A 21,683-nucleotide genomic window follows, 5' to 3' on the forward strand; every position below is an offset into this window, starting at 1 on the left:
GCAAGCTGCACATAACAATCTGGCTGCAGGCGCGAAACCGGACGCCTTGAAGCAAAACGTGAAGCAGTTATTGTGGTAGTTTCCTCTTGAATGTGACGCATGCCATACAGGGCTGGTGATCACTGAAGGGGTGCGGGGGACCCAACAACCCGCTGCGCCACTTCGCAGCTGACGCCGGCCACAGCCGGGAACCGCGGAAGGACGAGCATTGAGTTTTGCCACGATTCGGGGCAGCCACCCGACATGCTGAAATATCTGATGAAGCGGTCGGGCATCTACCTGATCATGATCTTCCTGACCACCAGCGCTGGCTACTTCCTGGCCGTCTCGTCGCTGAAGCCTGCAGTGCTGGAGCAGGAGAAAATCCCGCGGCCAACCCCTGAACAGGTGGCCGCCTCCTTCCGTGGCCTGGGACTGGATCCGGACAAGAACGCCTGGGAGCGTTACGTCGAATGGCTCGGCGGCATCATTACCCGTTGGGACTGGGGCCGCAGCCCCAACGGCGCCTTCGTCAATGCAGAATTCGCCGACCGCGTGTTGGTCTCCACCCGGCTGTTCATTGCCTCGATCATCCTCACCCTGATCATTGGCGTCGCGCTCGGTGTCTATTCCGCCGCCCGCCAGTACAAGGTCCAGGACCGCGTCATCACGTCCTACAGCTACCTGGTCCACATCCTGCCCGCGCCCATCGCGTACTTCCTGGTACAGCTCGGCGCCATCAGCATCAACGAGGCCGTGGGCCAGCGCATCTTCTTCGTGACGGGAATTTCGACGCCGGGAATTGAGCCAGGCTGGCCGGCTTTCGTTGACCTTGTGGCCCACTACGCCGTGCCCACCTTCGCGATGACCATCTTTGGTTGGGCCGGTTACCAGATCGCCCAACGGCAGTACCTGCTGGACAACGTCAATGCGGACTTCGTCCGCACAGCCCGGGCCAAGGGGCTGACCCGGAACCAGGCCATCAGGAAGCACGCCCTGCGCGTGTCCTTCATACCGGTGGCACAGAGCATCGCGTTCACCATCCCGGCCATCTTCACCGGCGGTTTCTTCGCGGAGGCAATCTTCGCCTGGCCGGGCATAGGCCTCTGGAGCATCCAGGCCATCAGCCTGCAGGACGTCAACGTTGCCACCGCCACCTTGGCGTATGGTTCAGTGATCTTCGCCATCGGCGCCATCCTGGCCGACTTCGCCACCACGCTGGTCGATCCACGAGTGAGGGTCCAGTAATGACCAACATCATTGATCCCATTGCGGAACTCGACGAATCCCGGGTTGGCGACCAGGACGTGGTGATCGGGAAATCCCGCATCATCTTCCGTCGCTTCATGCGGAACCGGACCGCCGTCGCCGGCTTGTTTGTTTTCCTCGCGCTGTTCCTTTTTTCGATCTTTGGCGGATTCCTGACCTCGTGGGACAAGGACACCCTTGATCCGTTGAACATTGGTATGCCACCCTCGCCTGACCACTTGCTGGGAACCACGCAGGCCGGCATCGACCTCTTGGCGCTCATTGTGGACGGCACCCGCACCTCCATCCTCATCGGCCTGATCGTAGGCGGCGTGTCCGTGCTGATCTCCGCCGTCTACGGCTGCACCATGGCGTTCTTTGGGGGCAAGGTGGACGCCACCATGCTGTTCATCCTCGAAGCCCTCATTATGATGCCCGCCATCCTGGTGGTGGCTGTGGCAACCAGCGGCAGCGGCGGTCTCAAGGACCTCCCCAGCTGGCTCCTGCTGGTGGTTGTCCTGCTGTTCTTCAGCTGGATGGGAACTGCCCGCCTGGTGCGTTCACTGTCCATGTCCCTCATGCAGCGCGACTACGTCAAGGCCGCCAAGTACATGGGAGTCCCTTCCCGCCGCATCGTATGGCGCCACCTCGTTCCGAACATCGGCTCGCTGCTGGTCCTCGACTTCACCCGCGGCATCACCGGCGCCATCCTGGCCGAAGTGGCGTTCTCCTTCATTGGCATCGGCATCAAACTTCCGGACGTCAGCCTCGGTGTCCTGATCGGGCAGGCCACAGGTCAGGTGTCCTCTTTCCCGTGGATGTTCTGGGTGCCGCTGACTGTGATGTTCCTGCTGACGGGGTCACTGGCCATGATGAATGACGGCCTCCGTGACGCCTTCGACCCCAGCTCCAGCTCCATCGGACGGGCCAAGACCAAGACCGCAAAGGCTGCCAAATGAGCACCAACATCACTCCCGCTGAGCGCCTCCGAGACGCCGGGCTCTACGCCCCCGGCGACGCCGTCCTGAGCGTCCGGGACCTCAACGTCCGCTTCAATTCCGAGAACGGCGTAGTCCACGCGGTTCGCGGAGTGGATTTCGACCTCATGCCCGGCAAAACCCTGGGCATCGTGGGTGAATCGGGTTCCGGTAAGTCCGTCACATCCATGGCCATCATGGGGCTCCTGCCCGAAACCGCGGACATCACCGGTTCCGTTCGCTTCAAAGGCAAGGAACTGCTGGGCCTCAGCGACAAAGCCATGTGCAAGCACCGTGGCAGCGACATCGCCATGGTGTTCCAAGACCCGTTGTCCTCGCTCACCCCCGTTTACACGGTGGGGACACAGATCATCGAGGCACTGACCGTCCACAACCCCACCATGAGCAAGCAGGCCAAAGAAGCCCGCGCCGTCGAGCTCTTGCGGATGGTGGGCATCCCGAGTCCGAAGGACCGGCTAAAGGCCTTCCCGCACGAATTTTCCGGCGGCATGCGCCAGCGCGTCATGATCGCCATCGCCATTGCCAACGATCCCCGGGTACTGATCGCTGATGAACCCACGACGGCGCTGGATGTCACCATCCAGGCGCAGGTTCTCGAAGTCCTGCACACCGCGCAGGAGGAGACCGGCGCCGCCGTCGTGATGATCACGCACGACCTCGGCGTCGTAGCCGGCATGGCCGACGACATCATGGTCATGTACGCGGGCAAGCCCGTGGAAACCGGCACGGTGGAGGACATCTACTACAACCCGCGGATGCCGTACACACTGGGCCTCCTCGGAGCCGTTCCCCGCGTGGATACCGCCACCAAACAGTCCTTGGTACCTATCGATGGAACTCCGCCCAACCTCGCCTTGCCGGTGACCGGCTGCTCCTTCGCCGCCCGTTGCCCCCTGGTCAGCGACGCCTGCCTGCACGGCGAGCCCGAACTTTTCCCTGTGCCAGGTGTTGAGGGCCAGGCCCTGGGGCACAAGGCTGCCTGCATCAAGTCAGAGGAACTGTCCGGCAACGCCGACGCGCACAAGATTTTCCACGCGCCGCCCAAGCCCGTTTCAAAGTTCGACGGCGTCGCTCGGGTCGAGCGCCAAAAGGTCCTGGAACTCAAGGACGTGAAGAAGCACTTCCCGCTGCTCAAGGGTGCTTTGATCAAGCGACGGATCGGCACGGTCAAGGCAGTGGATGGGCTGAGCTTCGATATCCGTGAAGGCGAGTGCGTCTCCATTGTGGGGGAGTCCGGTTGCGGTAAAACCACCACGCTCCTGGAGATCATGGAGTTCCACCCTGACCAGGTGGGCGAAGTGGTGATCGGCGGCGTCAGCAACAAGGTAGCCACGGACCACAAGACCAAGATGGCCATGCGCAAGGAAATGCAGATGGTGTTCCAGGACCCCACCGGCGCCTTGGACCCGCGCTTCACGGTGTACGAGGTCCTGGCTGAACCCTTGGAAAACCTGGGCATGCCCAAAGCTGCCATCAGGAAACGCATCATGGAACTCATGAAGCTGGTGGGCCTGCAACCTGACCATGTGAACCGCTTCCCCAACCAGTTCTCCGGCGGCCAGCGCCAACGCATCGGCATTGCCCGGGCGCTCGCGGTCAACCCCAAGCTCGTGGTGCTGGACGAGCCGGTCTCCGCGCTGGACGTATCCGTGCAGGCCGGAGTCATCAACCTGCTGGACAAGCTCCGTGCCGAACTCGGGCTCAGCTACCTCATGGTGGCGCACGACCTCTCGGTTGTCCGGCACATCTCGGACCGCGTGGCCGTGATGTACCTCGGCAAAATCGTGGAAACCGGTGACGTGGACGACGTCTTCGACAACCCGCGCCACCCCTACACCCGGGCCCTGCTGTCCGCGATCCCGGTGCCGGACCCCAATCTGGAACGAACCCGCGAGCGCATCATCCTTCAGGGTGACCTTCCCAGCCCGCTTGATGCTCCCAAGGGATGTAATTTCGCCACCCGTTGTCCTGTCTTCGCCGCGCTACCTGCCGCAAAGCAGGAGAAGTGCCTTACTCTGGAGCCGCCACTGGCTTCTGAGAAGGAAGGCACACAGGACTTCGCCTGCTTCTTCCCGGACGGAGAGATAGATGCCGACATGCTGGTGGTGCATGCCTGACGACATATGACGCGTATGAAATGAATCCCTGGTCTCAACTCGCAAATGAATTTCCAGTCGTAAACATGAAGGGCAAACCATGAAGAAATACACGACGATCGGTGGCGTAGCGCTCGCAGCGACGCTTATGCTGACCGCTTGCGGCGGGGGAACGCCGTCGGGTCCGGCCTCGCAGAAGGCTGAAGAGAGCGGCGGCGATATCAGCAAGCTGATCAGCGTCAACGCCAAGGAAGCAAAGGATCTGGAGCAGGGCGGCACGCTCACCCTGGCTGTGGGCAGCATCGGGCCGGACTTCAACGGCTTCTCCAATGTGGGCAACAGCGCTGACAACTCAGCCCTTATGACCCCGGTCAACACTGCCTCCATCAACAGCGGTGGCATCGGCGGCTGCTGGAAGCTGGACTTCGACGGCAAAGCAGAGCCCAACAAGGACTTCTGCGAAGACGTCAAGAGCGAAGTCAAGGACGGCAAGCAGACCGTCACCATCAAGATCAACGACAAAGCGACGTGGAACGATGGGACACCCATCGACGTCAAGACGTTCGAGAACACCTGGAAGATGCTCAAGGGTGAAGACAAGTCCATCGATATCGTCACCGCTGGCGCTTACGCTTTCGTGGACTCCGTCAAGGCTGGCGCCAACGACAAAGAAGTCATTGTCACCACCACCCAGCCGGTCTTTCCGTTGGAAGGCCTGTTCTTCGGCCTGATCCACCCGGCCATCAATACCCCCGAGATCTTCAACACGGGGTTTGCCGGCAACATGCACCCCGAATGGATGGCAGGTCCGTTCAAGGTGGAAAACTACGACACCACCGCCAAGACCGTCACCATGGTGCCCAACGACAAGTGGTGGGGCCAGAAGCCGGTCCTGGAGAAGGTCATCTGGCGCCAGATGGAGCCGAGTGCAACCATCGCAGCCTTCAAGAACGGTGAGATCGACGCCGCCAACGGCCGCACCCTGGGCCGCTACAAGCAGCTCGAAGGCACCACCAACTCCGAGGTCCGCCGCGGTCAGCGCCTGTTTGCCGGTGGCCTGAACATCAACGCCAAGCGCCCGGCCTTGACCGACGTCGCAGTACGCAAGGCGATCTTCACCGCCGTCGACCGCAAAGCCATCCGCGATGTCCGCTTCAACGGCCTGAACTGGTCCGAGGAAAGCTCGGGCTCCATGATGCTCATGCCGTTCTCCGAGTACTACCAGGACAACTACCCCGTGAAGGACACCGGCGCTGAGGCTGCCAAGAAGGTTCTGACGGACGCCGGTTACACGGCCAACGACAAGGGCATCATGGCCAAGGACGGCGTCCCCGTCTCCTTCAAGATCACCAACTTCGGTGACGACCCCACCACGGCTGCAACCTCGCAGACCCTGCAGAACCAGCTCAAAGCTGCCGGCATGGATGTCACCATCGATCAGCGCGGCGACGCTGACTTCGGAAAGGTGATCGGCGGACGCGAGTTTGATCTGACCATCTCCGGTTACACCGTGGGACCGGATGCCACTGATGCCGTGAAGCAGTACTACGACTCCACGACGAACGAAAACGGCCTCGGCGACGCTGAGCTCGACGCTGAAATCAAGCGGTTGGCAACCATCTCCGATGACAAAGAGCGCAACAAGGCCGCCATGGAGGTAGAGAAGAAGCACATGGAGAAGTACTTCTCCATGGGTACTGTGTTGAACGGCCCGGAGATCCAGTTCGTGCGCACGGGCCTGGCCAACTATGGCCCGTCCCTGTTCAAGAGCCTCTCCAACGTTCCGGACTGGACCACCATCGGCTGGGAAAAGGGCGCCAAGAAGTAGCCCCCACGCTGTAGTTTTCCAAAGTGTAGTTTCCTGAAGGCCGGGAACTTCCCTGAACCTTGTGCATCGGTTCGGGAGGTTCCCGGCCTTCCCCGTCGCTCGCTCATGTCCCGCGTGCTTGGGCCGATCGCTCGCTCACATCCCGCGTGCTTGGGCCGATCCCTCGCTCACCCGGTGATAGAGGGTTGGCGAAAAGGGGCTATTACGTGCGAGAGGGTCGGTAGCCTAAGCACATGACTTCCCAGCCGATCCGTACCGCCGTGGCAGGTTTTGGCCTGTCCGGCAGCGTTTTTCACGCGCCGTTTATCGCCAGCAACCCCGTTTATAAGCTCGCAGTGATTTCGACGTCGGACGCCGGAAGGCAGGCGAAAGCGAAAGAGCGCTACCCTGAAACGCGCATCGTCAGTACTCCACAGGACATTTTGGCAATGGCCGACCAACTGGACCTCATCGTCTTGGGCACACCGCCGGCAACCCACTACCCGCTAGCCAAAGCTGCGCTGGAAGCCGGGCTCGACGTCGTGGTTGATAAACCGTTCACGGTCCGCAGCGCCGAGGGCGAGGAGCTGATCCACCTGGCGGCGAAGCTGGGCCGTGTCCTCACGGTCTACCAAAACCGGCGCTGGGACGGCGACTCACTCACCGTGAAGAAGCTGCTCGACGCCGGGACGCTGGGTACCGTAACCAGGTTCGAGGTGGGCATGGAGCGCTGGGCGCCCCGGATCGCCAAGGCCTGGAAGGCCAGCGCCACGCCGGACGACGGCGGCGGTGTCTTGTTCGATCTCGGCACGCACGTCCTGGACCTCGCCCTCCGGTTCTTCGGACCGGCCACGGTCTCCTACGCGGAAATCCGCGCAAGGCGTCCCCAGGAAAGCGCCGACGACGACGTCTTCCTCGCTCTCCGACACGAATCGGGTGTGCTCAGTCATGTGACCATCAACCTCAACAGCCACCTCCACGGCCCCCGCTTCCGCATTCTCGGCACAGAGGGCGCCTTTGTGAAGTTCGGTAGCGACCCTCAAGAGCCCTATATCCTGGGCGGCGGGCTCCCGACGGACCCTGAATACGGCGTCGAACCTCCCCAAACCCATGGCACGCTGGAAGCGAACGGACAGCGTGTCACGGTCCCCACGGAGCGTGGCGCTTACCCGGAGTTCTACCGGATCCTTGCTGAAAAGCTCGACGACGGCGGCGTCGCCTCCGCGCTTCCATCACCTGTGGATCCGGCGGACTCCGTTGCGGTGCTGAAGCTGATTGAGCAGGCTAGGACGCTGGTGTGACGTCCACGCTGGCAACCAGCGAGTAAATGGCCTTCAGGTCGTCGTTGTTGTCTTCAATCGGCTGGCAGCTCCCGGTCAGCTGGACCACATCAGCAGCGGCGTCTCGATCGACCACGGTGACGGCGGTGAACTGGGTTAGCGAGCCTGCTTGCGGGTGGGTGTAGCGTGCCTCGCGGACGTGCCAATCCCGGCCGTTGATCACCACGGGCTCTGTGCCCAGCAGGACAGCCTCCGGCAAAGCGTCCAAGAACGAGTCCACCGATGCGGCGATATCCTGCAGCGTGTAGCCAGGCGAGCGGCGGGACACGGAGATCACCACATTTGCTGTGTAGCGACCTTCAACGGCCGGGGCCATCAGCGCGCCTATGGCATCGGGGACCACTTGATGCGTCCAGTCGGACGGCGGATTGAGTTGGATTGTGGGGTAGGCGGGGAAAGATGCGGACGGGAATACCTGCTGCGACATGGGAGCCTTTCCGGCGTTGGGGCGTGGCAAAGTCAGTTGTTCAGGAAGTCGACGAATCCGGTGGCCGAATCCACAAAGCCCTTGGGGCTAATGGTGATTTGGCCACCCGCGCCCAGTCCCAGCTCGGCGGTGAGCTTGGCTCCGGCGCCCAGGGTGAGCCCGTCTTCATCCATGGAAGCAGTGAAGAAATGCCCCTCACCTGCTCCTGCGGCGACGGTGGCATTGAGCGTCAAGGTCTGGCCCAGGACTTCAACGTACCGGCTTCCCGTCAGCTCCGCGCCCGCTCCTGCGCTGAACGCAGTCCCAGTGACATCGCGGCCTTTGACGCTGACTTCGCCTTCACCGGCGCTGGCCCAGGCCCCGGCACGCAGTTCACCGCCTTGTCCCATGGCGAACAGCCCGCCAGCAAATTCCGTGTTGTTATCCACGGTGATTTTTTGGCCTGCGAAGCCCTCCCCACCAGCCGAAAACAGGAAGGGGCTGCTGGCGGTGGCGTGTGCGCTGGCTTCGACTCCAGTCATCAGACGGGTGGTGGAAGTGTTGGTGACCCATCCGTCAAAGAAGTCTGAACGTACGATGGTGACGTTTTCCGCGCCCGCGAATGCTTCACCGGTGGCGTGGGCGTTTGGAAGCCCGAGCCCGAACGGCACACTGGCACCGAACTCGCCTTCGGCACGGGCGCCGACGAATGTTTCGTTAGTGACAGTTGTCTTGACGGGCCCGAAGCCGGACTCTGCCTTCCAGGTCATGTCCCCACCGCTGGAAGCCTCGCCGGAGCCCCCGAATTCGATGCCGCCGGGACCAACAGAGCCGTGGGCTTCGCCCGTTGCCTGGCTGTCAATCGAGCCGCTGCCTTGGACGGTTACCGGGCCATAAGTGGTGGGATCAAACGTGAACCCGGGCGCCCCGGGGCTGCTCTTGCCCGGCCCAGTGGACGGCCCGCCTTTGGATCCGCCCGCGGAACCCCCAGCGGACGCTTGTTCCTGTTGCTCGGCGTTGAGCTTCAGGGCGCGGGCATTCGTCCGCAGGCAATTGGCTGCTGCTCCCAACCGTCCGTGGAGGTCGCTCTGCCACCTGCTCCGGAACTGGTCAGCATCGTTTCCCCGCCAGTACGAACCTGCTTGGATCATCGCCGTCAGTTGCTTTTGAAGGGTTGTGATCTTCTCGGCTTCAGCGTCCATCACCGCGGATAGACGCCGGAGATCCGCGACGTCCGCGCCTACCAGTCCCTGCCCCATCAGATACTCAGCCCCATCCCGTGGTGCTGCCCCAATACTTCCCGGCCCATCACGTATCCCCCTGAACGTAGTGACATCTTGTTCGCCCGGCTTCCAAAGGTGCGGGCCATTTCCTGAGCATAGTTGGCCGCCGCGTGCGCGGCCATGGGGACAACTAGCCAATGTGGAAAAGGAGCGGTATGTGGATAAGAAGCAGTTCTCCAAGCTCTAAAAAAGAATTTTGGGCAAGGCGTAACCTCACCGGGGCCGCGAACGATGTAAGGGGTGTGCGGGCCACGTCCGCACGCTGATCATCCGGTCGCGACCCAACCGCGGCCGGGGCAATCCCAACATCGTTTGTCGGAGGGTTTCATGTCCTTGTTCACTGTCCTTGCCACCAGCAAAGTCGCCGCGGGCGTCCTGGCTGCCGGAGCCGTAGCTGCCGGCGGAACCGGCGTCGCTGCCTTCAATGGCGCACTTCCCACCGAATTCCAGCAGTCCGCCCACGACCTCGTTGGCGCGCCGGCCCCGGTGGCTGAGAAAGCCGCGGAGGCAGCAGATACCGCAGCAGCCGACACTGCCGAAACCGCCAAGACCAAGGCAACGGACGCCGTCGAGACCGCGAAGGCAACAGCAACTGAAGCCGCCGAAGCCGGCCAGGCAAAGGCTGCCGACGCAACCTCCACGGCCAAAGGTGCAGTAGAAGACGCCACCTCCCCGGAGGCTTTCGGTCTCTGCACCGCTTTCCTCAATGGCGGCCTGAAGTCTGACACGAAGGTCCCGGGCTTCCAGTCCTTGACCATCGCTGCCGGTGGAGAAGCCAAGGTGGAAGCGCACTGCAAGTCCGTGGTGGACGCCGGCAAGGCTGCCGGCCTCAAGGCTGATGGTTCGGCAAAGGCAGACGCCGACGTCGACGCCGCCGTTACGTCCAAATTGCCGGCAACGCCCGCTGTTCCGGCTGTACCGGCGGTTCCCGCAACGCCAGCTGTTCCGGCAGTGCCTGCAGTCCCGGCCGTTCCTGCGACCCCTGAACTGCCCACGCAGGTACCCACCAATGTCCCGGCTGTTCCCGGCGCAGCTCTCGATTCCGTCCGCTAAGCAATCAGCGGTTACGGTTTAAGGGCGGGGCTCCTTGGCTTAGGACAAGGAGCCCCGCTACGTAGTGCGGTGTGGGACGGAGGCATCCAGGGGTGCTTGACCCTTTGGCTGATGAATACGTGCAGACGGATCAGGATGATCCCGGCCTGCTCTTCACGGCTGCCTACAATAACTTCGCCGGACCAGTTTTTGGCTACCTCAAGGCTCGGGGCGTCGATGATCCCGAAGCCGTGACCCAGGACGTTTTCCTGGCACTGTATCCACAGCTGGAAACACTCCATGGCGGCCTCAAAGGGGCAAAGACCTTGTTGTTCTCCATTGCGCATGCGCGAATGGTGGACCACTACCGCAGACGCGAACGAACACCGGACTCCACACCCTATGAATCCGATCTTGATGCACGGCGGGTGCCATCGGCTGAAGACCAGGCGTTCGGACGTGCCGCCGGTTTGGGCGTCACGGAAATTTTGGATGACCTCCCCGAGGATTATCGGGAGGTGCTGGCACTCCGGGTTGTCGCCGATGTGTCGGTGGAGGATACCGCGGCGATCATGGGCAAGTCCCAAGGAGCCGTCAAACAACTACAGCGCAGGGCATTGGGTGCACTTAAGAAGCGTGCACTACTAAGGAACGGCACATCATGAGCGAACAACCAACGCCTCGCGAACGTCACAACCAGCAGGCAATCGACCACCTGCTGGCCGACTCCGGCCTCTCCGGCGACGCACACCTCCGCACTGAACTGCTCGAGCTCCGCTCACTGGCCAGCACTGCGCCCGTGCCTTCCGACGCAGTCCGCGCCCTCATGGCCGGCAGCCCGGCCGCCACCCAGCAGCTCTCCGCGACCCAGCAGCTCACGACGACGGCGGGATCGTCCGCGTCGTCCGGCGCACCCACGGCTGTACTCGGCGCAGTTGCGGCCGGGGCCGAACCCGAGTCCGCTCCCGTGGACGAATCCGAGTCCGCTCCCGTGGACGAACTTGCCGCCCGGCGTCGTCGGAAGCGCCGGACGGCCATTGCCGGCCTGGCCGTTGCTGTGTCCCTGGCGGGGGGTGCAACCGCTGCCGTCGCATCAGAAGGTGGCTTGCCGGGCGCCTTCCAGCACCTCGGAGCAGCAATCGGGACAGTGGTCTCGCAACTGAACCCCGGTTCCGGCAACGCTCCCCAACCTGACGCCCCCGCTGGAACCAACGTTGAGCCGTTGCCTGTCCGGGAAGAGCCGAAGCAGGCCCCTGCAACGGTCCAACCTCAGCCTGCACCGGCTGCACCCGGCGCCCCTGCCGTTCCCGCACCTGCGCCGCATCCCGGCGTCGGGCCTTCGCAGCACGCCCCCAAGACGCCGGACGTGCCGTCCAACAAGGAACCCGGGAAGGGCATCATCCCCACGCCTCCGGTGTTGCCTGTAACCCCGCCGGAGATCGACCCGGCCAAGATCGACCCCTCAAAGCTTGGCCCCTCGGGTGTGCCTGTGCCGGTTCCGTCGGAACTGATCCCGGACCTCCCCGCAAAGCCCTGATTCCCCTCCGCGAGATGGCACTTAATGCCAATGTTTGGCGGAAACATCGTCATTAACTGCCAACTCGGCGCGGGTATAAACCACGACGGCGGGGTGCGGCTTCTCGTGGAAGCCGCACCCCGCCGTCGTGCGTGTTGTCGCGCGAAGTTACGCGGAAACCAGCGTGTGCCAGTCGGTAACCAGGGGCAGGTTGTGCGCCTCGGATACGGAGTGGTGTGCCACGTGGCCTGCAGCGATGTTGAGGCCGGCAGCCAGTGCGGGGTCGCGGTCAAAGGCGGCCTTGACGCCCAGGTTGGCCAGAGCCACGGCGTAGCGCAGGGTGACGTTGGTCAGTGCGTACGTGGAGGTGTTGGGAACCGCGCCCGGCATGTTGGCAACGCAGTAGAAGATCGAGTTGTGGACCTTGTACGTGGGTTCCTGGTGGGTGGTGGGGTGTGTGTCCTCGAAGCAACCGCCCTGGTCAACGGCGATGTCCACCAGGACCGAGCCGGGCTTCATGCGGGCAACGAGGTCGTTGGTGACCAGCTTGGGTGCCTTGGCGCCCGGGATCAGGACGGAACCGATCACCAGATCTGCGTCGATCACTGACTTCTCGATCTCGTAGGCGTTGGAGGCGACGGTCTTCAGGCGGCCCTGGTAGAGGGCGTCGAGTTCGCGCAGCCGGTTGATGTTGATGTCCATGATGGTGACATCCGCACCGAGGCCCAGCGCCATGGCGGCGGCGTTGGTTCCTGCAACGCCTGCGCCCAGGACAACAACCTTGGCCGGGCGCACGCCCGGTACGCCGCCCAGGAGGACGCCCTTGCCGCCGGCCGGGGCCATCAGCGAGGAGGCGCCCACAACAACGGAGAGGCGGCCTGCTACCTCGGACATGGGGGCGAGCAGCGGGAGGGTGCGGCCTTCCTGCACGGTCTCGTAGGCAATGGCCGTGACGCCGGAGTTGATGAGCTCGGCAGTGAGCTCGGGTTCGGCGGCGAGGTGCAGGTAGGTGAAGAGGATGAGGCCCTTGCGGAAGCGGTGGTACTCGGCCGCAATGGGTTCCTTGACCTTCATGACCATGTCCGCGCGTGCCCAGACGTCGTCGGCTTCGTTGACGATCTCGGCGCCGGCGATCGAGTATTCCTCGTCGGTGATGCCCGAGCCGAGGCCTGCGCCGCGCTCAACCAGAACGGTGTGTCCGTGGGTGCGGAACTCGTGGACGCCGGCGGCCGTGATGGCTACGCGGAATTCGTTGTTCTTGATTTCTTTGGGGACGCCGATGATCATCTTTGGGCTCCATCGTTAGCGGCCTCATCGGCCGAAAAATGTGTTGCGGGCTGTGATTCCAGAATAAATCCGGCTGTGAGGCAGGCGACATGGGCCGGACGTTGGCCGCTGAGTCAAACCCCGTAAACACAAGGATCTTTCCCTGGCGAGCTCGACATTTGTCGAGTGCCGAAGCGTCAAGTGTCGCCTGCTGTTGGTACGCTGTGGAGGATGCAGCAGGACGTTGAACAGATCGTGGAGCGCGTGGCCCTAAAGCTGGGTCGGGGACTGTCCCTGGAAGATCTCGACGGCGTTCTTCTCGCCTACAGCTCCAACCAGTCCCACGCCGACCGTGTCCGCGTGAACTTCCTCCTGAGCAAGCGGGTTCCCAGTGACGTCAGCGCCTGGCAGCTCGCACACGGCATCTCCACTGCCGTCCGTCCCGTGGTGGTTCCCGCAAACGACCAACTGGGCATGCTGGGCCGAGTCTGCGTGCCACTTCTGGTCCGCGGTTTCCGGGTGGGGTACTTGTGGGTGCAACTGGACCTTGAAGAACAGAGTGCGACGGCGATACTCGCCGAACTGCCCGGCGTCCGTGACGAGCTGGACCTGCTGGCGGGCCTGCTCCTGGATTCCAATACGGCGGAATCGGAGTTCCGGAGACGGCGTGAACAGGAGTTCCTGTCAGCCTGCAGCGGCGAATCGAACGCTGTGGCCGCGGTAGCCGGTTGGAAGGAAATCCAGGGCCGCGGTCCGTGGCAACTGGTCACCATCCTGGACCCTGAAGGTGCGAGGTCCGACGTCGACCCCATTGCCGCTACCTTGACGCATCGCTCTGCTGCGCTGCAGTCCACCATCGGCGTCAACGCCGCCTTGTTCAGTGCCGGAACGGAGACGCATTCGGTGGTCCTGTTCCGCGAATCAGGCGGCAGGGCGGACCACGCCCAGGTTCTGGTGCACTATCAACTGGAGCTTGCCAAACGCGCCGGCCGCAAAGTGGACAGGGTGATCCTGGGGATCAGCGAACCCTTTCAGGTGATCCGCCAACTATCGGGTGCCTACAGGCAGTCCAAGGTTGCTGCGCAAGCGGCCGCAGTGGATCAGCCCTTGGGCGAGCTCGTGGACTCCCGGACTGTTGGCGTGTATCAACTTTTCGATCGCTTGGTGGCTCCCGGGGGCTGGGATGACACAGGTTCGGTGCATTTTCAGACGCTCGAGGACCAGGACAAAAACGGTGAACTCCTGCCTGTCCTGGAACTTCTCTACGACAATGACGGTTCAGTTCAGGACGTCGCCGCCAAACTTCACCTGCACAGGAGCAGCATCTACAACCGGCTGGGGCGGATCCGGCAGCTGATCGGGGCCGATCCGTTGAGCGGCGCCATCCGGCTCGAACTTCATGCGGCCCTGAAGGCGAAGCGCTGGGCAGGGCGGCCCCGCATTTGAACTGTGCGCACAAGCCATAACCACAGGAGGCAGGCACCCGGCCGGGTGCCTGCCTCCTGCTCTACTGGACATCCAGCCTAGGAGCGCCTCAAACGCTGGCAGCTCCAACGTCCCATCCGCGCACGGAACGTGGCAGTCCGGCTGCTGCTGCAGTACCGGCCGTGCCACCCCGCATGGGTGGAGGTGCGGGGCAGGCGCGTGCTCAACCGAGGACCTTCTGTGCGGCATCCAGGATGTCCTGAAGGGCTGATTCGCTGGGTTGCGGTGCCGAAGCGGCGGTCGGCTTGCCCGGCTTCGGCTTGGAAGTGGGCGTTGCAGTGCCTGTGGGGGTTGGGGTCGGCGTCGGTGTGGGAGTAACTGTCGGCGTCGGCGTGGCGGTTGGTGTCGGCGCAGGCGGAGTGGTGATGGTGTCCGACGGCGGCACCTCGCTCGGCGCAGGCGCCGGCTGGGTGGGTGTCGGGCTGGTCGCGCCAGGAACGGCCGGAACGGCAGAAGGCGCGGTTGAGGGAACCCACACCGGGTCCGCGAGCGAAACCTGAGGGGTAGGAGCCGACGACGGCGAGACCGTCCCGGGTGCCTCGGCAACGGTCGCGGGCTGGCCGGCTTCCGAGGAAGACGTTGCACCTGATGTTGCGGATGGGATGGAGGCCGAAGGCGAGGACGCCGTGGTGTAGGAAGCCTTGGGCGCGGGCGACGCCGAACCCGAGCTGCGACCATCGCTCCCGCTTGCTTCCTGCGCAGGGGTTTCCTGTCCGAAGAACGGCAGATCAAGTGCCGGTCCCAAGGCGCCGGCTGTCAGGACCAGGCCAAGGGCGCCTGCAACCACGGCCATGCGCTGGCTCATGTGTTTGACGGAGGCCGCTTTTCGCAGGACGGCCTGTGGTTCACGGCTGAAGGAGGACGTGGAGCCGAAGCTGGACCTGGTGGTGGGTGCAGCAGTCTGCTTCCGAACGTCCTTGCGGCTCGCCAGTGATGCCGAAACCGTTGCAGCCGCGGCAAGCTGCGCGGGGGACGAGCCGCGCGGGGATACAGTCTGCAAGGACTCCGTTCGCGGGGACTCAGCCGGCAAGGACCCGTTTCGCGAGGACTCGGTGGGTTCGGGTGTGCTGACGGATTCTTCGCGGGCAGAGACCACCGGAATGGCGGCGGTTGCGGGTTCCGCGGTTTCAGGCGGCACCACGGGAATAGCTGCCGTGGCGGGTTCCTGGGCGGTGGACTCCCCTGAATTCGGTCCCGGACCAGCCGCCGGAACACTGGCCGTCGGAACACTGGCTGGCGGAACGATGGCCGGCGGAACGATGGGAATGGCCGCGGTAGGGGGTCCTGGCGTGGTGGACTTCCGAGCTGCCGGCGCCTCGGGCGCAATCACAGCTTGAGCGGCTCGCTCCCGCTCAGCCGCGCGGATTTCCGCACGCGTGGCGGGGGCCGCGACGCTGGGCAGCGCCGCAGTGGCGGGTTCCGGCGTCGTGCTCGTGTTAACTGGGTCTTGAAACGCAGCGGCTGAATCTGTCGGTGCGCCGGCAAGGGGTCCGCTGGGTTGGGCCCGACGGCGTCCGGTTGGCTTGGTGCGCTCGCCTTCAGTTTGGGCGCGGCGCGGCTGATCCATGGTTGGGGACATGGTTGTTGCCTCTCAACGCCTTCGAGGTTAGCTGTCGGGTTCGGACGAGGCCGTCCGGCCGCCTAAGCGGCTTCACCCCAAGGACTTGGAAACCAAGCCCGGGAACTGTGGGTCCCCCGCCTCTGCCGCGGGTCTGGCGGATCCCGGATTGCGGCAGAGCTCGGCGTCAATCCGGAAGCGGCCCAGCGGAGATACGGGTCGCCCTACGACGGTACATGAGCCGGAAAGTAAAGTCACATTAATGTAACGGGCGGTACGGCTGCCCAGACGGAAGGGTTCTATGACTTAGGCTTCGGGGCCGGTGCGGGTGCAGGCAACTCATGCTGGATCTTCTGGATCTGTACCGCTTGGTGGGTCTCGGGCCGGAAGATTTCATCCACCACTCCCAGCATTCCACCGGTAGCTCCGCGACGAACGTTTCCTCTGCTGTTCTGCCGTGAGGACCAGTACCAGAGCCCCGCCAGCAAGGCGGGAACGCCCAACACTGCCGACAACACGAGCAAGATATCCATGGCCTAACACTAGCTTCGGCACGCACCGGCAGGTAGACATTGTCTATGGACCTGCCTGTGATGCCACCCGTCTCGCCCATGCTCGCCAAATCCGTTCCGGCCATCCCGGATGTTGGGCACTATGAGCCCAAGTGGGACGGGTTCCGGACCATCGTCTTCAAGGACGGCGACGAGATCATTCTTGGGAGCCGCAACGAGAAGCCAATGACCCGCTACTTCCCCGAGGTAGTGGACGCACTCAGGAAGAACCTGCCGGACAAATGCGTGATCGACGGCGAGATCATCCTGATCGAGGGAAGCCGGCTCGAGTTCGAGGTACTCCAGCAACGGATCCACCCAGCTGATAGCCGGGTGCGGATGCTGGCCGAGAAGACTCCTGCCTCCATGGTTGCTTTCGATATCCTCGCACTTGGCGATGAGAACCTCATGGACAAGCCGTTTTCCGAGCGTCGGGCCGTCCTGGAACGTGCGCTCGCCAAGGCAGAGCCGCCCATCTACGTAACTCCCGCGGTGACCGACCTCGAGCGGGCGCAGGAGTGGTTCGTGCAATTGGAAGGCGCGGGCCTGGATGGAGTACTGTCCAAGCCGCTGGATGGGGCCTACCAACCCAACAAGCGGGTGATGTTCAAGACCAAGCACGAGCGCACTGCGGATTGCGTGGTGGCAGGTTTCCGCTGGCATAAGACCGCGAAAGTAGTGGGCTCCATGCTGCTTGGCCTGCACGACGACAATGGCAGGCTGCATCACGTAGGAGTGGTGGCGTCGTTCCCCATGGCCAAGCGCGAGGCCCTGGTGGCTGAGCTTGAGCCTTACCAAGTTGAACTCGGTGAGCACCCGTGGGGTGAATGGGCCAAGCAGGACGAAGCTGCCGGAGGTTCACGCATGCCCGGCGCCCAAAGCCGGTGGAGCGGGGGCAAGGATTTCTCCTTCGTGCCACTGCGCCCCGAATTGGTGATCGAAGTAGCCTACGACTACATGGAGGGGGACAGGTTCAGGCACACCACGCAGTTCCGGCGCTGGCGTCCGGACCGTACTCCGGAGAGCTGCACGTACTCGCAGTTGGAAGAGCCCGTTGCTTACGATCTCGGGGAGATCCTGAAACTGCGCTAGCCGGGATCCCGCAAGCACATGGCGAACCCGCTGTTACGTCGCTAGCCAGCAACGTAACAGTGGGTTGGCAACGTAACAGCGGGTTGGCAACGTAACAGTGGGTTGGCAGCGGGCTACTCCTCGTGGCCTTGGTCGCTGCTCATGCTGCCTTCGGCGGGCGGGGTTTCTCCCGGCGGTACTCCGCCGCCAGGCTCCAAGCCCGTGACGTTGCCGTCGAGGGGGTCGGGGTTGGCGGAGGCTGCGGGATCGTCGTCCTCGTCCTGGCGCATGTCCGGGTCCTCGTGGATGCTGTCGGCATCGGACGTAGTGTCGAAGGGTCCGGTAGCGCCGGTGGCTCCGAAGCCCTGGGTCTCTTCATTCGAGTCTTTGTCAGTCACGATCAGCCCTTTCGTAAGCAAACTTACTAATGCGCTTGCTCCGTCAGCCTAGCCGGGACCAGCCCACCGGGACAAGCCACGTAGCACCTCAGTCCAGCGGCACCCAAGCCTGGCGAGCGGCACCCAAGCCAGGCGCCGGCGTCGTGCGCTAGTGCTTAACGGTGCGGACTTAGCGGTGCTGAGTCGTTGCGGAGACGAAACTCCTGATTGCCTCCGCCACGGCTTGGGGACGCATGTGTTGTGCCACATGCCCCACGCCCGGAATCTCCACCAAACGCCCCTGTGCCACTGCCCTGGACAACCGCAGCGACCAATCCGGGCCGGCCACATGGTCGCGGCTCCCGCGCAAAACCAGAACCGGTACACCGACACCCGCCAGCCGCTCCTCCGTCCGGTAGGCCATCATGACGGGGAGCTCAGTGAGATACCAGCGCGGCCCGCATCGGAAGTAATCCGAGATGACGATCCAGTTGGACGACGGACTCTCACGGAGCAGCCCGTCCAGGAAAAGCGCCAGAGACTGCCGGCGAACGTTCTTGTGCCGCGAGTCCACCACCGGCCCCATCAGCACCAGTTGCCGGATCTGCTCCGGCGCATGCAGGGCAGCCTCGATGGCGAACTGCACCCCCATGGAATGGCCCACCAACACATAGGAATCGATGCCACAGGACTTCAGGGCCGCAGCAATGAAAGCGCCGTACTCCTCTACGGACAGTTGGTGGCCGGGCTTGGGCGTCCCGGCAAAACCGGGCAGGTCCAACGAATAAGTGGGCGCGTTCGCAGAAAGAACGGCGTGCAACCGCGCCAAGTACCGGTGCGATACGCCGATCCCATGAATCAGAATGTATGCGGGCTCGCTCCGGGATTCCGCGCCCGGTTCAGGCGGAGGCGTGCCCTCGGCCCAGAGGATCCGTCCGCTCAGGCCCAAGACCTCGACGTCGGCAGAGAGCAGGTCTTTCGTGTTACCTGGCATTTTCACTTCTCTGTCGCCATGTTCCCATCCGACGCTTCCTCCGCCTGCTTCTTCTTCTGCGTTTCCAGCCACGCCATGATGGCAGCCTGACGGATCCGTCGGTGCGTCCCGCGGTACTCAACCGGAATTTCACCGCGATCAGTCATGTTCCGCAGATAGGTGTGGGAGATGCCCGCGAGCTCCGCAGCCTGAGAGGTGGTGAGCATTTCCTCCACGCTGCTGACCGTCACCGTTTCACCACGGCTCAGTCTGGCCAAGAGGTCCACGACGGCGTCCCTCGCCTCATCCGGCAGGCGGTGGACCGTGCCGTCAACGAACACGGTGATGTCGTTGCTGTCTTGGAGGGAGCGTGCCAGATTCCGGGCGTCTTCAGCGGGGAGGCCGGCCGTTACGCGGGGAGCTATCAATGCCATGGCAGAAGCCTAGCCTGAGGTCTGCCCGCACCCGGTTTGCCTCACGTACGTCCGCCCAGCCGAGCAACACTGCCGCCCGTTTCGGGGGTTCCCTGCTGATCATGCCGTGCGCACGGCATTGCTGGCAGGGAACCATCGAAACGGGCGCCGGCAAGAGGGCGCCGGCGAGCGGTTACTCCGCGTCCAGGTCCGTCTCCAGCAGCTTCACCAGTGCATCCAGTGCCGCGTCGGCGCCGTCGCCCTCCGCCCGCAGCACAACGACGTCGCCCTTAGCGGCACCGAGCGTCATGAGCGAAAGGATGCTGGCGGCGTCGAGAGCGTCATCCGCAGACTCGCCCTGCATGGCAATGGTGACCTCCACTGGCTGCTCGCCGGCTGCCTCGGCGAACAAGGCGGCGGGGCGGGCGTGCAGTCCGGAGCGGCTGGCAATGGTGGCTGTGCGTTCGGGCATGGTTTCTCCTAAAGGTCGGAAGCGAAAGTTAGAGGCCGAGTTCTTCGAGCACGGGGAGCTTGGCACGGACCCAGTCGCGTGCTTCCAGGGCGCTTGGCGCAGACAGGGCGAGCCGCGCGAGTTCCTGCGCCTGCTCCAGCGTCACGGTTTTCAGCACAGTCCCGACGGCGGCCAACGAGCGCGCGGTCATGGACAGTGTGGTGACGCCCAGGCCGGTCAGTACGACGGCGAGGGCAGGGTCTGCGGCTGCCTCACCACAGACGCCCACGGGCTTGGGATCGCCTTCGCGGCCGGAGCCTTCCTGAGCGGCGCCTTCAACGGTGAGCTGCACGAGCCGGAGCACGGCCGGCTGCCAGGGAGTGTTGAGCTCGGCCAGGGGGCCCAGTTGGCGGTCGGCGGCCATGGCGTACTGGGTGAGGTCGTTGGTGCCCAGGGAGGCGAATCCGACTTCCCGCAGCACGGTGGCGGCAGTCAGTGCAGCAGAGGGAACTTCCACCATGACGCCCGGCGTTTGGATTCCAGCGGCGGCGCAGAGTGAGGCGAAACGTCCGGCTTCGGCAGCCGTGGAGATCATGGGTGCCATGACCCACACATCGGCCTCGGATTCCGAGGCGGCCCGGGCAATGGCCTCGAGTTGGCGCTCCAGGACCCCTGGTGTTGTGAAGTCGGTGCGGTAGCCGCGTACGCCCAGTGCCGGGTTGGGCTCGGTGGCATCGGTGAGGAAGGGGAGGGGTTTGTCGGCCCCCGCGTCAAGGGTGCGCAGGACAACTTTCTTGCCCGGGAAAGCGTCAAACACGGCCTTGTAGGCTGCGGCTTGCTCATCCACGGAGGGCTCGGTGTCGCGCTCCAGGAAGCAGAACTCGGTACGGAACAGGCCCACGCCCTGGGCGCCCAAAGCGGCAGCTGCCACGGCGTCCTTGGCTCCGCCGACGTTGGCGAGGAGCGGCACCAAGTGGCCGTCCGCCGTCGTGCCGTTTCCGTCGAATTCGGCAAGCGTGGCGGACGTTTCGGCCCAGGCTGTGGCAGCAGCGCGCTGCTCGTCGGACGGTGAAACGGCCACGAAACCGGCCGCGCCGTCAACGTACACCTCGGAACCATCCGCTAGGGAGTCAACACCGTGGGCTGCAACGACAGCAGGCAGGCCGAGCGAGCGGGCAATGATGGCTGTGTGCGACTGTGGGCCGCCGCCGGACGTAACCAGTGCCTGGACCACAGCGGGATTCAGCGTTGCGGTGTCGGCCGGGGCGAGGTCTTCGGCTACCAGGATGAACGGCGTGTCCGAGGCAGGAATTCCGGGAGCGGGGACGCCGCGGAGTTCGGCCACGATCCTGGCGCGCACATCCAGGACGTCGGTGGCGCGCTCGGCCATGTAGCCGCCAAGGTTGTGCAGCATTTCGGAGACCGAAGCGCCGGCTTCCCAGATGGCACGCTCAGCCGAGGAACCGGCGTTTATGAGCTTGCCGGCCGATTTCAGGAGCATGGTGTCCTTGGCCATGAGCGCGGTGGCTTCGAGGACGGCTTTGCCGTCGCCGGAAGCACTGTCCGCACGTGCCTTGAGCTCGTCATGGACCGCCTGCGCAGCCGCTTTCAAGCCCGCGACGGCTTCCTCCGGCGAAAGATCCGCAGCCAAGCGCTCTCCCGACGGCGGTTCGCTCACCGGCTTGGGCATCTGGCGAACGGAACCAATGATGCGGCCAGGGCTTACCCCTACTCCTTGGAAATTCTGCACTGAATCCTCTGTTCCTGCTTGTTGGTTCAGGCCCGCCGGCGACGGCACCGGGAGCCTCGAAAACTAGCCTACAAAATTCCTTT

Annotated in this window: 20 protein-coding genes and 1 riboswitch; of the genes, 10 read left to right on the top strand and 10 right to left on the bottom strand. The window is 63.8% G+C overall.

The annotated features are described in order from the left end of the window. Window positions 1-243 precede the first annotated feature (243 nt). The 5 genes from BACI9J_RS01015 (at window position 244) to BACI9J_RS01035 (ending at window position 7,429) form a co-directional block, all read left to right on the top strand. Entirely contained in the window at window positions 244-1,227 is a 984-nt protein-coding gene (locus BACI9J_RS01015) for an ABC transporter permease (protein WP_159732459.1), read from the top strand. After that, entirely contained in the window at window positions 1,227-2,186 is a 960-nt protein-coding gene (locus BACI9J_RS01020; RefSeq protein WP_159732462.1) for an ABC transporter permease, read from the top strand. Before BACI9J_RS01015 ends, BACI9J_RS01020 begins: the two co-directional genes overlap by 1 nt. Next, a complete protein-coding gene (locus BACI9J_RS01025) occupies window positions 2,183-4,342 on the top strand; it encodes a dipeptide ABC transporter ATP-binding protein (protein WP_159732465.1) in 2,160 nt (719 codons plus the stop codon). Before BACI9J_RS01020 ends, BACI9J_RS01025 begins: the two co-directional genes overlap by 4 nt. A gap of 79 nt (window positions 4,343-4,421) precedes the next feature. Next, the gene (locus BACI9J_RS01030; protein WP_159732468.1) at window positions 4,422-6,149 is read left to right on the top strand and encodes an ABC transporter family substrate-binding protein; all 1,728 of its coding nucleotides are present in this window, start codon (window positions 4,422-4,424) and stop codon (window positions 6,147-6,149) included. A gap of 233 nt (window positions 6,150-6,382) precedes the next feature. After that, window positions 6,383-7,429 carry a Gfo/Idh/MocA family protein gene (locus BACI9J_RS01035; protein ID WP_159732471.1) on the top strand — a complete coding sequence of 349 codons (1,047 nt, stop codon included), beginning with the start codon at window positions 6,383-6,385 and terminating at the stop codon, window positions 7,427-7,429. On the opposite strand, the gene BACI9J_RS01040 is transcribed toward BACI9J_RS01035, so the two are convergent. Both BACI9J_RS01040 and BACI9J_RS01045 read right to left on the bottom strand, forming a co-directional pair. Then, on the bottom strand, window positions 7,413-7,895 hold the full coding sequence (locus tag BACI9J_RS01040; RefSeq protein WP_159732474.1) for a hypothetical protein: 483 nt from the start codon (window positions 7,893-7,895) through the stop codon (window positions 7,413-7,415). The genes BACI9J_RS01035 and BACI9J_RS01040 overlap by 17 nt on opposite strands. Window positions 7,896-7,927: 32 nt before the next feature. Next, the gene (locus BACI9J_RS01045; protein ID WP_159732477.1) at window positions 7,928-9,133 is read right to left on the bottom strand and encodes a WXG100 family type VII secretion target; all 1,206 of its coding nucleotides are present in this window, start codon (window positions 9,131-9,133) and stop codon (window positions 7,928-7,930) included. A 351-nt stretch (window positions 9,134-9,484) separates the two neighbouring features. On the opposite strand from BACI9J_RS01045, the gene BACI9J_RS01050 reads away from it, so the two are divergent. From BACI9J_RS01050 to BACI9J_RS01060, 3 genes are all read left to right on the top strand, one after another. Then, window positions 9,485-10,210, top strand: a complete 726-nt coding sequence (locus BACI9J_RS01050) for a hypothetical protein (protein ID WP_159732480.1) — start codon at window positions 9,485-9,487, stop codon at window positions 10,208-10,210. A 92-nt stretch (window positions 10,211-10,302) separates the two neighbouring features. Next, window positions 10,303-10,854, top strand: coding sequence for an RNA polymerase sigma factor (locus tag BACI9J_RS01055; RefSeq protein WP_159732483.1), 552 nt, complete (start codon window positions 10,303-10,305; stop codon window positions 10,852-10,854). Continuing rightward, window positions 10,851-11,726: a hypothetical protein gene (locus BACI9J_RS01060; RefSeq protein WP_159732486.1), complete on the top strand. Its 876-nt coding sequence runs from the start codon at window positions 10,851-10,853 to the stop codon at window positions 11,724-11,726. The genes BACI9J_RS01055 and BACI9J_RS01060 overlap by 4 nt, the downstream gene beginning before the upstream one ends. 147 nt (window positions 11,727-11,873) lie before the next feature. On the opposite strand, the gene ald is transcribed toward BACI9J_RS01060, so the two are convergent. Further along, entirely contained in the window at window positions 11,874-12,992 is a 1,119-nt protein-coding gene (gene ald, locus BACI9J_RS01065; protein ID WP_159732489.1) for an alanine dehydrogenase, read from the bottom strand. Between the two features lie 210 nt (window positions 12,993-13,202). Between ald and BACI9J_RS01070 the strand changes: the two genes are divergently transcribed. Then, complete coding sequence (locus tag BACI9J_RS01070) at window positions 13,203-14,417, top strand: PucR family transcriptional regulator (RefSeq protein WP_159732492.1); 1,215 nt, start codon at window positions 13,203-13,205, stop codon at window positions 14,415-14,417. Between the two features lie 202 nt (window positions 14,418-14,619). On the opposite strand, the gene BACI9J_RS01075 is transcribed toward BACI9J_RS01070, so the two are convergent. Then, window positions 14,620-16,035 (bottom strand): hypothetical protein, encoded by a 1,416-nt coding sequence (locus BACI9J_RS01075; RefSeq protein ID WP_159732495.1) that lies wholly within the window; start codon window positions 16,033-16,035, stop codon window positions 14,620-14,622. Between the two features lie 2 nt (window positions 16,036-16,037). Then, a riboswitch (cyclic di-AMP (ydaO/yuaA leader) is annotated at window positions 16,038-16,184 on the bottom strand. A 129-nt stretch (window positions 16,185-16,313) separates the two neighbouring features. Beyond that, on the bottom strand, window positions 16,314-16,547 hold the full coding sequence (locus BACI9J_RS01080) for a hypothetical protein (RefSeq protein WP_159732498.1): 234 nt from the start codon (window positions 16,545-16,547) through the stop codon (window positions 16,314-16,316). A gap of 45 nt (window positions 16,548-16,592) precedes the next feature. Between BACI9J_RS01080 and BACI9J_RS01085 the strand changes: the two genes are divergently transcribed. Further along, window positions 16,593-17,657, top strand: coding sequence for an ATP-dependent DNA ligase (locus BACI9J_RS01085; RefSeq protein WP_159732501.1), 1,065 nt, complete (start codon window positions 16,593-16,595; stop codon window positions 17,655-17,657). Between the two features lie 113 nt (window positions 17,658-17,770). Here BACI9J_RS01085 and BACI9J_RS01090 read toward each other — a convergent pair whose 3' ends face one another. The 5 genes from BACI9J_RS01090 to ptsP form a co-directional block, all read right to left on the bottom strand. Continuing rightward, a complete protein-coding gene (locus tag BACI9J_RS01090; RefSeq protein ID WP_236558289.1) occupies window positions 17,771-18,034 on the bottom strand; it encodes a DUF6480 family protein in 264 nt (87 codons plus the stop codon). A 169-nt stretch (window positions 18,035-18,203) separates the two neighbouring features. Continuing rightward, a complete protein-coding gene (locus tag BACI9J_RS01095) occupies window positions 18,204-19,007 on the bottom strand; it encodes an alpha/beta fold hydrolase (RefSeq protein WP_159732507.1) in 804 nt (267 codons plus the stop codon). Window positions 19,008-19,009: 2 nt separating this feature from the next. Then, complete coding sequence (locus tag BACI9J_RS01100; RefSeq protein ID WP_159732510.1) at window positions 19,010-19,420, bottom strand: helix-turn-helix domain-containing protein; 411 nt, start codon at window positions 19,418-19,420, stop codon at window positions 19,010-19,012. A gap of 172 nt (window positions 19,421-19,592) precedes the next feature. Continuing rightward, on the bottom strand, window positions 19,593-19,871 hold the full coding sequence (locus BACI9J_RS01105; protein ID WP_159732513.1) for an HPr family phosphocarrier protein: 279 nt from the start codon (window positions 19,869-19,871) through the stop codon (window positions 19,593-19,595). A gap of 28 nt (window positions 19,872-19,899) precedes the next feature. Further along, on the bottom strand, window positions 19,900-21,600 hold the full coding sequence (gene ptsP / locus BACI9J_RS01110) for a phosphoenolpyruvate--protein phosphotransferase (protein ID WP_159732516.1): 1,701 nt from the start codon (window positions 21,598-21,600) through the stop codon (window positions 19,900-19,902). Between the last annotated feature and the right edge of the window lie 83 nt (window positions 21,601-21,683).

This window comes from Arthrobacter sp. 9V (genome assembly GCF_902506065.1).
In the GTDB taxonomy this organism is placed as follows: Bacteria; Actinomycetota; Actinomycetes; order Actinomycetales; family Micrococcaceae; genus Arthrobacter.